Below are 13,826 nucleotides of genomic sequence, written 5' to 3' on the forward strand. Positions count from 1 at the left end.
CTGGGCCGCGGCCGCGGCGGCGGGGTTCGGCTCTACGCTCATGATGATTTCCGTGTCGATTCAAAGCCGTAGCGATTCCAGGCCGCAGCGATTCAAGGCAGGCGGCAGGATCCGCAGCGGCGCGCGGCCCGCGCACCTTGCGATCCCACCGGCTTGCGGCATCAGGCGGCCGCCGTCGGCAGTGCATCGCCGAACCCGCCGCCGTTGCCGGCCGCACTGGCCTGCGCGGGCACTGCGCCGCGGTCGACGCGCGCGCCACGGCCGCGTCGCCGCGACGGCGAGGCCTGGATCGCGAGTTCGGGCGTGGGCTCGGAAGCCATGACGGGGGCGCTGGCCGGCGTCGAGCGCGGCACGCGCTGCGGCGAGCGTTGCAGCTGCGGCGCGGATTCGACCTGCGCGACCTGTGCGGCCTCGGCTGCCCGTTGCGCGGCGCGCTGCATCGCCAGCGCCGAGGCCAGGGCCGGCGACAGCGCGCTGTACAGCGACAGGTATTGCTCGGCCGGTTGCGTCCAGCAGAACAGTGCCTGCATGCCGGCGCGCTGCAGCACCTTCCACGCGCGCGGCCGCCGCAGCCATTGCAGCGCCCGCTCGATCGCCGCGCTCATCGCCTCGGCGGTCTCGCCGTCGAACAGGAAGCCGGTCGCGCCGGGCCGCGGTGTCGACCCATGGCCGGCGTCGCGCACCGTGTCGACCAGGCCGCCGACGCGCGAGGCGACCGGCACCGTGCCGTAGCGCATCGCATAGACCGGGGTCAGGCCGAAGGGCTCGAAGCGGCTGCCGTGCAGCAGCACGTCGGCGCCCGCGTGCAGCAGGTGCGCGGTTTCCTCGCGGTAGCCGATCGACACGCCGACGCGGTCCGGATAACGCGCGGCCAGCGCCTCGAAACCGCGCTCGATGGCGGCCTCGCCGCAGCCCAGCACGGCGAACTGCACGCTGTCGTCGGCCTGCAGCGCGCGCTCGATGGCGCCCAGCGCCACGTCGGCCATCTTCTGGTGCGTCAGGCGGCTGCCCATCGCGACCAGCGGCGCGGCCGGATCGGCCGGCAGCCCGAAGCGGTTCTGCAGCGCCGCCTTGCAGGCCCGCTTGCCGGCCATCGAATTGGGCGTGTAGCAGTGCGGCAGCAGATCGTCGCTGGCGGGGTCCCAGTCCTCGGTGTCGATGCCGTTCGGGATTGCGCCCAGCACATCGCGCCGCGCCTGCAGCAGTCCTTCCAGCCCGTGGCCGAACTGCGGCGTCAGCATCTCCTGCGCATAGTTGTGGCTGACCGTGGTGACGCGGTCGGCGTAGCGGATGCCCGCCTTGAGGAAATTGAGCTTGCCCCAGAACTCGACGCCGTCGGACGTCAGGCAGTCTTCCGGCAGGCCAAGCTGCCCCGCCAGGCACAGCGGGAAGATGCCCTGGAAGGCGAGATTGTGGATCGTGATGATGCTCGGCGTGTCGAGACCGGCGGCGCGCATCAGGAGCGGCGTCAGCCCAGCATGCCAGTCGTGCGCGTGCACGGCGGCGGGCACCGGCAGCGGCGTGCGCCCCGCGGCGATGGCGGTCGCCGCAAGCGCCAGCACGGCGAAGCGCTGCGGGTTGTCGGCAAAGTCGCGTCCGGTCGGGTCGGTGTACGGCGTGCCGGCGCGGTCGTAGAACGACGGGCAGTCGAGCAGGGCGACCTGCACGTTGCTGCCCGGCATCCGACCGGCCATCAGCCGCATCGCACTATGCCCGGGTGCCAGCGCCAGCCCGGGCGCGCTCTCGGCAAGTTTCAGCGCGCCGAGGCTGCGCAGCCCCACGGCGCCGGCCAGGGCCTGCGGATAGCCCGGCATCAGGATCGTGACATCGAGGCCCCGCTGCTGCAGGGCGCGGGCCAGCCCGCTGACGACATCTCCCAAGCCGCCTGTCTTGGCCAAGGGCATGGCCTCGGCCGCCACGAATAGCACGTTCGTGTTCAAGTTGATCTCCGCCATTCTGAATGCGCTGGTGGTGGGGCGGCGGTCGGGCTGCACCGCCGCTGTTACGCTTCACTCGCGGAGCGTCGTTGCATGGCGTCGGCGCGTGAAGCGTTGATGCCATGCGAATGGCATGCCAGCGTGGCGGATGTTTCGCAAAGGCTTTGCGTTCAACGGTTTGCGTAACCGGTTCGTAACTGTTGAAACAAGCACTGCGTAAAGCCTCCGCCGGCGGGTGTAAGAACTACATGCCGGGGCCGCCCTTGTGGCGGGTACCCGCCGTGCTCATCGCGGCGCGATGCAGCAGCGGCACCGGCACGGGCTTCACCCGCCAGATCCGCTCGCAGTACTCGCGAATCGCACGATCGGACGAAAAACGGCCCGAGCGCGCGCACGACAGCACCGACATCCGCTGCCAGCGCGCCTGGTCGGTGAACGCCACCGACACATCCTGCTGGCAATGCAGGTAGGAGGCGAAGTCGGCCAGCAACATATAGGGATCGTGTTGCAGCAGCCCGCCGAAGATCGGCTGGAACACCGACGGATCGCCGCGCGAGAAGAAGCCCTGGCCGATCAGGTCGATCACGGCGCGCAGCTCGGCATGGCTCTCGTAGCATGCGGCGGGCCGGTAGCCGGCGGCCTTCAGCGCGTAGACCTCGGCGGCCGACAGGCCGAACGGGAAGAAGTGGTCCGGGCCGATCGCTTCGCGCAGCTCGATATTGGCGCCGTCCATCGTGCCGATGGTGATCGCGCCGTTCATCGCGAACTTCATGTTGCCGGTGCCCGAGGCCTCCTTGCCGGCCAGCGAGATCTGCTCGGACAGGTCGGCGGCCGGATAGATCTTCTGCCCATAGGTCACATTGAAGTTGGGCAGGAACACCACCTTGAGCCGGTCGCGCACCTGCGGATCGCGGTTGATGACGTCGCCCACCGACGTGATCAGCCGGATCATCAGCTTGGCGTAGTGGTAGCCCGGGGCGGCCTTGCCGGCGAACAAGAAGGTGCGCGGCACGATGTCGGCGTTCGGGTCGGACTTGATCCGGTGGTACAGCGCCACGATGTGCAGCACCGCCAGATGCTGGCGCTTGTATTCGTGGATGCGCTTGACCATCACGTCGAACATCGACGACGGGTCGATCACCACGCCGGTGGTCTCGCGCACCAGCCGCGCGAGGTCTTCCTTGTTCTCGCGCCGCGCCGCTTGCCACCGGTCGCGAAAGCCCGTGTCGTCGGCGTAGGGCTCCAGTTCGCGCAGCCTGTCGAGGTCGCCGATCCAGCCGTCGCCGATCGACTCGCACACCAGCCGCGACAGCCGCGGATTGGACAGCGCCAGCCAGCGCCGCGGCGTGACGCCGTTGGTGATGCTGGTGAACTTCTCCGGCCACATGGCGTAGAAGTCCTTCAGCACGTCCTCGCGCATCAGCCGCGAATGCAGCTCGGCCACACCATTGATGGTATGGCTGCCGACGCAGGCAAGATGCGCCATCCGCACATGGCGCTGGCCGCGCTCGTCGATCAGCGACAGGCGCGACAGCTGCGACTCGTCGCCGAAGAAGCGGATGCGCACCTCATGCAGGAAGCGCGCGTTGATCTCGTAGATGATTTCCAGATGGCGCGGCAGCGTGCGCTGGAAGAGCGGCAGCGGCCACATCTCGAGCGCTTCCGGCAGCAGCGTGTGGTTGGTGTAGGCGAAGGCCTGCCGGGTGATCTGCCAGGCCTCGTCCCATGCCACGCCATGCTCGTCGACCAGCAGCCGCATCAGTTCGGCGATGCCGATGGCCGGATGGGTGTCGTTGAGCTGGACGGCGAACTTCTCGTGGAAGCGCGTGACCGGAATGCCGTGCGCGTCCAGCAGCCGCAGCATGTCCTGCAGCGAACACGACACGAAGAAATACTGCTGCTCGAGCCGCAGCTCCTTGCCTTGCTCGGTTTCGTCATTCGGGTAGAGCACCTTGGTCAGGTTCTCGGAGGTCACCTTCTTGCTGACCGCGCCCAGGTAGTCGCCGCGATTGAACACGCCGAAGTCGAAGGCCTCGGTCGCCTCCGCCCGCCATAGCCGCAATGTGTTGACCGTGTTGACCTGATAGCCGAGGATCGGCGAATCGAACGGCACCCCGACCACCGTCTTGGCCGGCACCCAGCGCACCCGGTAGTGGCCGCGGTCGTCGGTGTAGTGCTCGGTCTGGCCGCCCAGCTTGACCTGCACCGCCCATTCGGAGCGCTGGATTTCCCACGGATTGCCATGGCGCAGCCAGGTATCGGTGCTCTCGACCTGCATGCCGTCGATGATCGACTGGTGGAAGATGCCGTACTCGTAGCGGATGCCGTAGCCGAGCGCCGGGATCTGCATGGTCGCCAGCGAATCGAGGAAGCACGCGGCCAGCCGGCCCAGGCCACCGTTGCCCAGCCCGGGCTCCAGCTCCTGCGCCAGCACCGTGTCGAGGTCCAGGCCGAGCTCGGCCATGGTCTCCTTGACCTCGTCGAAGATGCCCAGGTTGACCAGGTTGTTGCCCAGGTGCGGACCGAGCAGGAATTCGGCCGACAGGTAGGCGACCGTGCGCGAGGGCTGGCCCAGATAGGTTTCCGCGGTACTGATCCAGCGCTGCACCAGCCGGTCGCGCACCGTATGGGCAAGTGCCTGATACAGATCGTTGGGACTGGCAAGGCCGGGCAGCTTGCCCTGCGTGTAGAAGACATGGTCGAGGAAGGCGCGGCGGATGGTCGCGCCCGACATCGCGGTGCGGGTGTCCTCGTGGCTGTCGGCGGGCATGGTTTCGGCGAGCTGGGCCCGGGCGGCTTGCGACATGGCGGTCCTCCGGTTGGGAAAACCGGAGGGAGTTGCAAGAGACGTACCTTGCCCCGGGTAAGCGGGTTTTGCTGGCCCGGACGGGTAGGGCGCCGGGCAGTTCTTGCCAATTATTGGTGAGTTTGTAGAAAACGGTTAGGAAGATCGGGGGCTGGGTTCGCGCCCCATGTCGTCCGTTTCCTACAAACGATTGCGCGCGCGGCGGGATGCATCGGGCGCCGCCCCGGACTAATGTCGGAATGCCATCCCGAGGAACGGCGCGACACGGCGCAAAGAGCGGCGCTGCAACGGCGCCAGAACGGCGCGGCCACGGCGCCGGACGGGAAGGGTGGAGACGGGAGCCACGATGCGCGCTTCGACGCCGGCCGCTGAGAGCGTGACAGCAGGGACGACAGCAGGAACCACCGCAGCGACCACGGCAGCGACCGCGGCAGCGGCGGCGCGCGAGACATTGCCGCCCGGCGTTCGCTATGTCAACGACACCGGGCCCGGCATCACGCGGCGCCTGGTGCGCGGCCGCTTCACCTATTTCGCGCCGGACGGCACCCGCATCCGCGATCGCGACACCATCGCCCGCATCGACGCGCTGGCGATTCCCCCCGCTTACCAGGACGTCTGGATCTGCCCCGACCCCCGCGGCCATATCCAGGCCACCGGCCGCGACGCCCGCGGCCGCAAGCAGTACCGCTACCACCCCGCCTGGATCGCGCTGCGCGACGAGAACAAGTACGACCGCCTGCTCGCGTTCGGCCGTGCGCTGCCGCGGCTGCGGCGGCGCGCCCGGCGCGACCTGCAGCGCAATGGCATTCCGCGCGAGAAGGTGCTGGCCGCCGTGCTGCTGCTGCTCGACGCCACGCTGGTGCGGGTCGGCAGCCGCCGCTACGCTCGCCAGAACCGCACCTATGGCCTGACCACGCTGCGCCGCCGCCACGTGCAGGTGCGCGGCAGCCGGCTGCGCTTCCTGTTCACCGGCAAGAGCGGCGTCGAGCATGACGTCACGCTGCAGGACCGCCAGCTTGCGCGGCTGGTGCGCACCTGCGCGGACCTGCCGGGCCAGCATCTGTTCAAGTACCGCGACGAGGACGGCGAGCTTCGCGAGGTCGGCTCGGACGATGTCAACGCGTACCTGCGCGAGGTGGCCGGCGAGGACTTCACCGCCAAGGACTTCCGCACCTGGGCCGGCAGCGTGCATGCGCTGGCCGAACTGCGCAAGGCGCCGGCGGCGGAAACCGAGGCCGCCCGCAAGCGCGCGGTGGCGGCCACCATCAAGGTCGTGGCCCGGCGCCTGCGCAATACCGTGGCGGTATGCCGGCAGTGCTATGTCCACCCGACCGTGGTCGACGCCTATATGAACGAGAAGATGGCGGCCTGCGCGCAGTGCCGCCGCGCGGTGAGGGCGCTGAGCATGGACGAGACCCGGCTGCTGGCGTTGCTCGAAGGGCAGAGCGCGGCGGCTGGCCGCGGCTAGTGCCGCTGGCGAGGCAGTGCGGCTGGCATGGGTGAGGCGGCTGGGGCAGCTGAGGCAGCTGGCCCGCGGGGCCGGCTGGTGCAGCCTGTGCAACTGGTGCGGCGAGCGCGGGGAGGGCGGTGTCCCGCGGTTCAGCTGTGTTCGAGCAGCTCGTCGATGGTGCGGATCAGCGCTTCCGGCGCGCACGGCTTGCGGCAGTAGCGCACGTTCGGATTCGGCACCTCGGGCATGGTCTGGATGCTGGAGAAAACGACAATCGGTGTACGACTTAGCGACGCATCGCCCAGCAGCAGATGGCACAGCAGCGCGCCGTCGCCGCGCGGCATCACCCAGTCGGTGACCACCACCGAGGGGTGCAGCCGCTGGGCCGCATCGAAGCCGGCCAGCCCATCTTCGGCCAACTCGACGCTAAATCCCGCGCGGCTCAGGGCGCTGGCCACTGCATGGGCCACGGCGGGATCGTCGTCGACGACAAGTACGGTTCGCACGGTAATACCTTGTGTTGGCAGATCGCGATCGTTCCGACCTTGCCATGCAAGCGGCGCGCCAGGGGCGGGCGGCGTGGCCCCGCGCCAAGACGGTATGGCGGTATGACGTTATGACGGTATGACGGTATGGCGTCCGGCGCCCAGCCGTCCGGGCGTGAGGTCGCGAGGTCGCGAGGTCGCGAGGGCGGGAGGGCGCGAAGGCGTGCGGACGTGCGGTGTCGTTCGGCCGCTCAACCCTTGGGCGCACGGCCCGAGCGCAGTGCCTCGATGCGCCGCTGGACTCCGGTCTGGCTGAACAGCGCCTGCACATCGAAGCGCAGCCGGCGCTGCCAGTTCGGATGGCCGCTGGTGGTGCCCGGCAGGTTGGGCTGCTCGACATCGGCCAGCAGGTCCTCGACCGGCACCAGCCGCAATGGCGTGCGCGCGCGCGACAGCCAGGCCAGGATCGTCGCCACCGGCGCACGGTCGGGGTCGGGCGCCTCGCCCCTGGCCAGTCCCGCTTCGCACAGCGCCTGCCACAGCGCCTGCCGGTCGCGGGCGCGCTCGGCGCGGGCGCCGGCCTCGGTCACGTCGGGGCCGAGCTGGTCCAGACGGGCGCGCCAGGTGATGTCCTGCCCCGCCCACCAGCCGGCGATGGTCGGCAGATCGTGCGTGGTCGACGTCGCGATCGCGTTGGGCGGCCAGCGCTCGGGCGGCACGAAGGGCGCCGGGGCCTCCGGCGCGGGCATCGCGGTGTGTTCCGCCGGTTGCGGTACGGGTTTGCCGCCCGTGTCGTCGGGCGCGCGGCCGCTCGCATTGCTGTTCATCGCGCCGGTCTCTTCGCTGGTAGAGCGTGCGGCGGACTTGCGGCCGGAACTACCCGCCGTCTCGTCCTTGCCTTCGCTGTCCGGCTGCGCCCGCTCGAACCACAGCACATCGATGCCCAGCATGCCGCGCTCGGCCAGCGTGGTGTTGAAGGTGGCCGGCACCGTGCCCAGGTTCTCGCCGATGATGATCGCGCGATGGCGCCACGATTCGAGCGCGATCAGCCGCAGCAGGTCGTCCATCGGGTAGCGCAGATAGGCGCCCGATTGCGGCGGCACGCCTTCCGGCACCAGCCAGACGCGCGCCAGCCCGAGCGCATGGTCGATGCGCAGCCCGCCGACATGGGCAAGGTTCGCGCGCAGCATCTCGATGAAGGCCGTGTAGCCGTGCCGGCGCAGCCCGCGCGGCGAAAACACCGTGATGCCCCAGCTCTGCCCCAGCGGGTTGTACACATCGGGCGGGGCGCCGGCGGAGAAGCCCTGCAGCATCTCGTTCTGCCGGGTCCAGGCATGGCTGCCGGTGGGGTCGGTGCCGACCGCCAGGTCGCCGATCAGTCCGATCGCCATGCCGGCATCGCGGGCGCTGCGCTGCGCCGCGCGCAGGCCGTCCTCGGCCATCCATTGCAGGAACACGTGATAGCCGATCTCGTCGGGGAAGGCGCTGGCGAAGGCCGTCAGCGCCGCGTCCTGCGGCGAACGGTGCGTGACCGGCCAGCGGCGCCAGTCCCCGGCCACCTGCATCTCGGCGCGCGTCCCCGCCTCGGCCACGTGCTGGGCCTGCAGGGCCTCGAAGGCCGCGTGCGCCAGCAGCGGCGTGCCGCCCTTGCTGCGGAACAGCGCCAGATCGTCGGCGGCGTCGGCGGGCAGCAGCTGGTCCCGGTGGTCCCACAGCCAGCGCGTGATCTTCAGCCGCGCCTGGGCCACCGCCGGCCAGTCGATCTCGGCCTTCGCTTCGAGCGTCTGCATGAGCCCGCCCAGCTGCAGCGCCGAGATGGCGCGTGCCACCGCGGCGTGGCCGAACACCGGCGCCGGGTCGGCATACAGCACGTTCAGGAACAGCCGGCTGGACGGCGAGTAGGGGCTGTAGCGTTCGGGAAAGGCCGCGAAGCCGGCGTGCAGCGGGCTGATGGCGACCGCGTCGGCGCCTTCGCGCGCGGCCGCCTCGGCGAACATCGCCAGCGCGCTCAGGTCGCCCATGCCGGCCGGCGCGCCGCGGCGCAGGCCGTAGACCTGCACCGACGGGCCCCAGGGCTTGCGCCGCATCCGCTCCTGCTCGGACAGGCCAATGCCGCGCAGCGCGTCCTGCACGCCGAAACAGCGCGGCGGCGCGACCGCGACCTTCACCTCGACATCGCCCATCAGCAGGCGATGGTAGCCGGCGCTCTGCACCGCCGGCACGATCAGCGCGCCGCGGGCATCGCGGCGGGCGACGCCGGTCTGCACGCTGCCGTCCTCCAGTTCGAGCCGGAACGGCTGCTCCTGCCGGGTATGCGCCAGCGGCACGCGGATCGGCTTGCCCTGGTCGGCGGTCAGCAGCGGTGCCAACGCCGTGGCGGCGTCGTCGGCCAGCATCCGGGCGCGGGAGGCCTCGCACTGGCCGATGGTCTTGCACGGCAGGCCGAGCCGTTCGAGCACGATGCGCAGCGATTCCTCGGGGACCACGCGATCGCGCCCCTGGGCATCCTGCCAATACACCAGCAGGCCGGCACGCTCGGCGAGCAGGTGCAGCGATGCTAGCGCGGCATCGGGATTGGCTTGGCGCGGCATGGTGGGGCTCCTTTGTGGCTGACTGGTCGGGATGGCGACGTTGGCGGACGATGGCGGACGGTGGCCGGTGATCGGGGCGCTGAATCGGTAGCCGCACCGGGCGCCGAATCGGGTTGCCGAATGAGGCCGTCCGTTACGACGGCCCCGACGGCGCCAGCGTGGCGGCCAGCAGCACCGCGGCGTGCGGCGCGACCGGCTGGACCGGATGATCGAGCGGCGCTTCCGGCAATTCCGGCCGGGCGCTGTCGAACAGGCGGGACCAGATCAGCGCCGGCGGCGGCAGCCGGTATTCGACCGCCTCGGTGCCGGCATTCAGCAGCAGTACCGTCACGTGGACCTGCCCATCGGCGTCGCGTCTGGCGCGCCTGAGCGCCAGCGTCCGTTCCTCGGGATTGGACCACTGTTCGGGCGTCAGCGGTTCGCCATCGACGCCGAACCAGCCGATATCGTGAAGACCTGGTGCGAATTCCTGACGACCGTGGAGAAACTGCCGCTCCGCATAGGCGGGCAGCCGCGCCCGCAGGCCCAGCAGCCGGCGCACGCATTCGACCATGCCGCGCCCGGTGGGCGTCTGCGCGTCGTCCCAGTTCAGCCACGACAGTTCGTTGTCCTGGCAGTAGGCGTTGTTGTTGCCCTGCTGCGAGCGCAGCCATTCGTCGCCGGCGGTCAGCATCGGCGTGCCCTGCGACAGCAGCAGCGTGGCCATCATCGCGCGCGCGACCTGGCCGCGGGTGGCGAGGATCGCGGGATCGTCGGTCGGGCCTTCCACCGACCCGTCGGGGCTCCAGTTGGCGCTGGCGTTGTCGTCGGTGCCGTCGCGGTTGTCCTCGCCGTTGGCCTCGTTGTGCTTGGCGGCGTAGCTGACCAGGTCGGCCAGCGTGAAGCCGTCATGCGCGGTGACGAAGTTGATCGAGGCCCAGGGCTTGCGGTGGCGCCGGTCGAACAGGTCGGCCGAGCCGGTCAGCCGCGCGGCCAGCTCGCCGCGCTGGCCGGGGTCGCCGCGCCAGAAGCGCCGCACCGTGTCGCGGAACTTGTCGTTCCATTCTGCGAAGCCCGGTGGATGGTTGCCGACCTGATAGCCGCCCGGGCCCAGGTCCCATGGCTCCGAGATCAGCTTGACGCGCGACAGCACCGGGTCCTGCAGCACCGCGTCGAAGAAGCCCGCGCCCGGATCGAAGCCGTTGCCCTCGCGCCCGAGCGTGCTGCCCAGGTCGAAGCGGAAGCCGTCGACGTGGTAGCACTGGACCCAGTAGCGCAGCGAATCGAGCACCATCTGCAGCACGCGCGGATGCGACAGGTTCAGCGTGTTGCCGCAGCCGGTGTCGTTGATGTAGTGGCGCTCGTCGCCCGGCACCAGCCGGTAGTAGCTGGCGTTGTCGAGTCCGCGCCACGACAGCGTCGGGCCCAGCTCGTTGCCTTCGCAGGTGTGGTTGTAGACCACGTCGAGAATCACCTCGATGCCGGCCGCGTGCAGCCGGCGGATCGCGACCTTGACCTCGTTGAGCTCGCCGCCGCTGAGGTAGGCCGGCTCGGGCGCGTAGTAGCTCAGCGTGCTGTAGCCCCAGTAGTTGCGCAGTCCGCGCTGGGCCAGGAAACGGTCCTGCAGGAAGGCGTGGATCGGCAGCAGCTCGATGGTCGTCACGCCGAGGTGATGCAGATGGTCGACAAAGCGCGGGTCGGACAGCGCGGCGAAGGTGCCGCGCTGATGCGGCAGCAGGTCGTCGCGCCGCATCGACAGCCCGCGCAGATGCGCCTCGTAGATGACGGTGCGCTCCCACGGCACCGCCGGCGGGCGGTCGTCGCCCCAATGGAAGCTCTCGTCGACGACGATGGCCTTGGGCATCATCGGCGCGCTGTCGCGCCGGTCCGGCGTCAGGTCGGCGCGCGGGCTCTGCAGCCGGTAGCCGAACAGCGCATCGGCCCAGCGCAGCGGGCCGGTCAGCTTGCGCGCATAGGGGTCCAGCAGCAGCTTGGCGGGATTGAAGCGATGGCCGTGGTGCGGCTCGTACGGGCCGTGCACGCGATAGCCGTACACCGTGCCGAGCGAGGCGTGGGGCAGATAGCCGTGCCAGACCTCGTCGGTGCACTCGGGCATCGTCAGCCGCGCCAGTTCCTTGCGGCCGTTGCGCGAGAACAGGCACAGCTCGACCCTGGTGGCATTGGCCGAGAACACCGCGAAGTTGATCCCGAGGCCGTCCCAATGGGCGCCGAGCGGGTAGGGTTTGCCGGGAAGGAGCGTGCTGGCGATCGGGGAACGCGACAAGCAGGACCCTCCTAGTCGGGCAGATGGCGCAGCAGCAGCATCGCCAGCGGCGGCAGCGTCAGCGACAGCGACGCGGGCAGCCCGTGCGAGGGCACGGCTTCCGCGAACAGCTCGCCGCCGTTGCCGACATTGCTGCCGCCATAGCACGCGGCATCGGTATTGATGATCTCCTGCCAGCGTCCGGCACGTGGCACGCCGAGCCGGTAGCCCGGCCGCGGCACCGGCGTCATGTTGATCACCGCCAGCACCACGTCGTCGCTGTCGGGCGCGGCGCGGCGCAGATAGGCAAACACGCTGTTATGGCTGTCGTCGCCGATCACCCAGCTGAAGCCGCCGGGATGGTGGTCGCAGGCGTGCAGCGCGGGCAGCTCGCGATAGGCGCGGTTCAGGTCGCGGACCAGCATCTGCATGCCGCGATGGTTGGGATGATCCAGCAGCGCCCAGTCGAGCTCGCTCTCGTGATTCCATTCGTGCCATTGCGCCAGCTCGCCGCCCATGAACAGCAGCTTCTTGCCGGGGTGGGTCCACATGAAGCCGAAATACGCGCGCAGGTTCGCCAGCTTCTGCCAGTGGTCGCCCGGCGCCTTGCCGATCAGCGAGCCCTTGCCGTGCACGACCTCGTCGTGCGACAGCGGCAGCACGAAGGCCTCGGACCACGCGTAGACCATGCCGAAGGTCATGTCCTGGTGGTGCCAGGCGCGGTGCACCGGATCGTGCGACAGATAGCGCAGCGTGTCGTGCATCCAGCCCATGTTCCACTTGAAGGTGAAGCCCAGCCCGCCGCTGTCGACGGGCGCGGTCACGCCCGGCCAGGCGGTCGATTCCTCGGCGATCGTCATCGCGCCGTGGCAGCGTTCGCGCACCACCGTATTGAGCTCGCGCAGGAACGACACCGCCTCCAGGTTCTCCCGGCCGCCGAAGCGGTTCGGCACCCACTGCCCGGCCTTGCGGCTGTAGTCGCGGTACAGCATCGAGGCGACCGCGTCGACGCGCAGCCCGTCGATATGGAACTCGCGCAGCCAGTGCAGCGCGCTTGCCAGCAGGAAGCCGCGCACCTCGTTGCGGCCGAGGTTGTAGATCAGCGTGTTCCAGTCCTGGTGGAAGCCCTCGCGCGGGTCCTGGTGCTCGTACAGCGCGGTGCCGTCGAACTGGGCCAGCCCGTGCGGATCGGTCGGGAAGTGCGCCGGCACCCAGTCGAGGATCACGCCGATGCCGGCCTCGTGGCAGCGGTCGACGAAGGCGGCGAAGGCCTGCGGCGGCCCGAAGCGCGCGGTCGGCGCGAACAGCGACAGCGGCTGGTAGCCCCACGAGCCGCCGAACGGATGCTCGGTGATCGGCAGCAGCTCGATATGGGTAAAGCCGAGGTCGCGTACATAGGGGATCAGGCGCTCGCCCAGGATCTCCCAGCCGCGCGCGGGATCATTGACCTCGCGCAGCCACGAGCCGGCATGCACCTCGTAGACCGACATCGGCGTGGAATACGGGTCCTGGCTGGAGCGGCGGCTCATCCAGCCCTGGTCGGTCCAGCCGAACGGCGGCGCCGACACGCCGGCCTGCGTCAGCACCGAAGCGGTGCCCGGCGGCAGCTCGGTGGCGAGCGCCAGCGGGTCGGCCTTGTCGGGCAGCGGGTGGCCGTGCGCGTCGCTGAGGTCGTACTTGTAGCGGCTGCCGGGCTGCACGCCGAGCCCGGCCGGCACGAACAGCTCCCACACGCCGACGCCGTAGCGCAGCCGCATCGGATGGCGCGCCGGATGCCAGCCGTTGAAGTCGCCGATCACCGAGACGCGGCTGGCGTTGGGCGCCCACACCGCGAAGCGCACGCCCTCGATGCCGTCGACCGTCATCCATTGCGCGCCCAGGCAGCGGCCCAGTTCGAAATGCCGGCCCTCGCCGATCAGGTGCAGGTCCAGCTCGCCGAGCAGCAGGTCGAACGAATACGGGTCGGCGCTCAACTGGCGGGTGCCGTCGGGCCAGGTGATATCGAGCCGGTAGTCGCGCCGGCCCAGCTTGTCGGGCAGCGTGCCGGCGAAGATGCCGCCGGCGTGGATGCACTGCATCGGCCCGATGGCATTGCCCAGGGTGTCGGCCAGCGCGACCGACTGCGCGCCGGGCAGGCAGGCGCGCACCACCGTACGGTCGCCTTCGCGGTGCGGCCCGAGCAGCGAGAACGGGTCGGCGTGGCGCGCATCGAGCAGCGCCTCGTATTGCACGGCGGCGTGTTCGGCGTGCCCGGAGTGTCCGTGCGGGCCCCGCGTCGACGCGGGGCCGGAGGAAGTCATGGTGGCCATGGTTGC

The 13,826-nt window shown here is 70.1% G+C and carries 7 protein-coding genes; 1 reads left to right on the top strand and 6 read right to left on the bottom strand.

Features of this window, described 5'->3' with window-relative positions; genetic code table 11:
• Positions 1–161: 161 nt before the first annotated feature.
• Together glgA and F1599_RS05555 are read right to left on the bottom strand one after the other, a co-directional pair.
• A complete protein-coding gene (gene glgA, locus F1599_RS05550) occupies positions 162–1,940 on the bottom strand; it encodes a glycogen synthase GlgA (protein ID WP_150082463.1) in 1,779 nt (592 codons plus the stop codon).
• A gap of 241 nt (positions 1,941–2,181) precedes the next feature.
• A complete protein-coding gene (locus F1599_RS05555) occupies positions 2,182–4,707 on the bottom strand; it encodes a glycogen/starch/alpha-glucan phosphorylase (RefSeq protein ID WP_150082532.1) in 2,526 nt (841 codons plus the stop codon).
• Positions 4,708–5,089: 382 nt separating this feature from the next.
• Here F1599_RS05555 and F1599_RS05560 point away from each other — a divergent pair, with 382 nt between their 5' ends.
• Complete coding sequence (locus F1599_RS05560) at positions 5,090–6,211, top strand: DNA topoisomerase IB (protein ID WP_223819491.1); 1,122 nt, start codon at positions 5,090–5,092, stop codon at positions 6,209–6,211.
• Between the two features lie 131 nt (positions 6,212–6,342).
• Here F1599_RS05560 and F1599_RS05565 read toward each other — a convergent pair whose 3' ends face one another.
• From F1599_RS05565 to glgB, 4 genes are all read right to left on the bottom strand, one after another.
• On the bottom strand, positions 6,343–6,699 hold the full coding sequence (locus tag F1599_RS05565; protein ID WP_187829073.1) for a response regulator: 357 nt from the start codon (positions 6,697–6,699) through the stop codon (positions 6,343–6,345).
• A gap of 230 nt (positions 6,700–6,929) precedes the next feature.
• Positions 6,930–9,269, bottom strand: coding sequence for a 4-alpha-glucanotransferase (malQ, locus tag F1599_RS05570; RefSeq protein ID WP_223819492.1), 2,340 nt, complete (start codon positions 9,267–9,269; stop codon positions 6,930–6,932).
• A gap of 133 nt (positions 9,270–9,402) precedes the next feature.
• Positions 9,403–11,532 (bottom strand): glycogen debranching protein GlgX, encoded by a 2,130-nt coding sequence (gene glgX, locus F1599_RS05575; protein WP_150082464.1) that lies wholly within the window; start codon positions 11,530–11,532, stop codon positions 9,403–9,405.
• A gap of 11 nt (positions 11,533–11,543) precedes the next feature.
• Positions 11,544–13,820, bottom strand: coding sequence for a 1,4-alpha-glucan branching protein GlgB (glgB, locus tag F1599_RS05580; RefSeq protein WP_223819493.1), 2,277 nt, complete (start codon positions 13,818–13,820; stop codon positions 11,544–11,546).
• Positions 13,821–13,826: the final 6 nt, after the last annotated feature.

Origin of the sequence: Cupriavidus cauae (assembly GCF_008632125.1) — a bacterium.
Lineage (GTDB): Bacteria > Pseudomonadota > Gammaproteobacteria > Burkholderiales > Burkholderiaceae > Cupriavidus > Cupriavidus cauae.

Coding starts and splice junctions, on each gene's coding strand:
- F1599_RS05560 (WP_223819491.1), top strand. CDS start 5,090: ATGCGCGCTTCGACGCCGGCCGCTGAGAGCGTGACAGCAGGGACGACA.
- glgB (WP_223819493.1), bottom strand. CDS start 13,820: ATGGCCACCATGACTTCCTCCGGCCCCGCGTCGACGCGGGGCCCGCAC.
- F1599_RS05555 (WP_150082532.1), bottom strand. CDS start 4,707: ATGCCCGCCGACAGCCACGAGGACACCCGCACCGCGATGTCGGGCGCG.
- malQ (WP_223819492.1), bottom strand. CDS start 9,269: ATGCCGCGCCAAGCCAATCCCGATGCCGCGCTAGCATCGCTGCACCTG.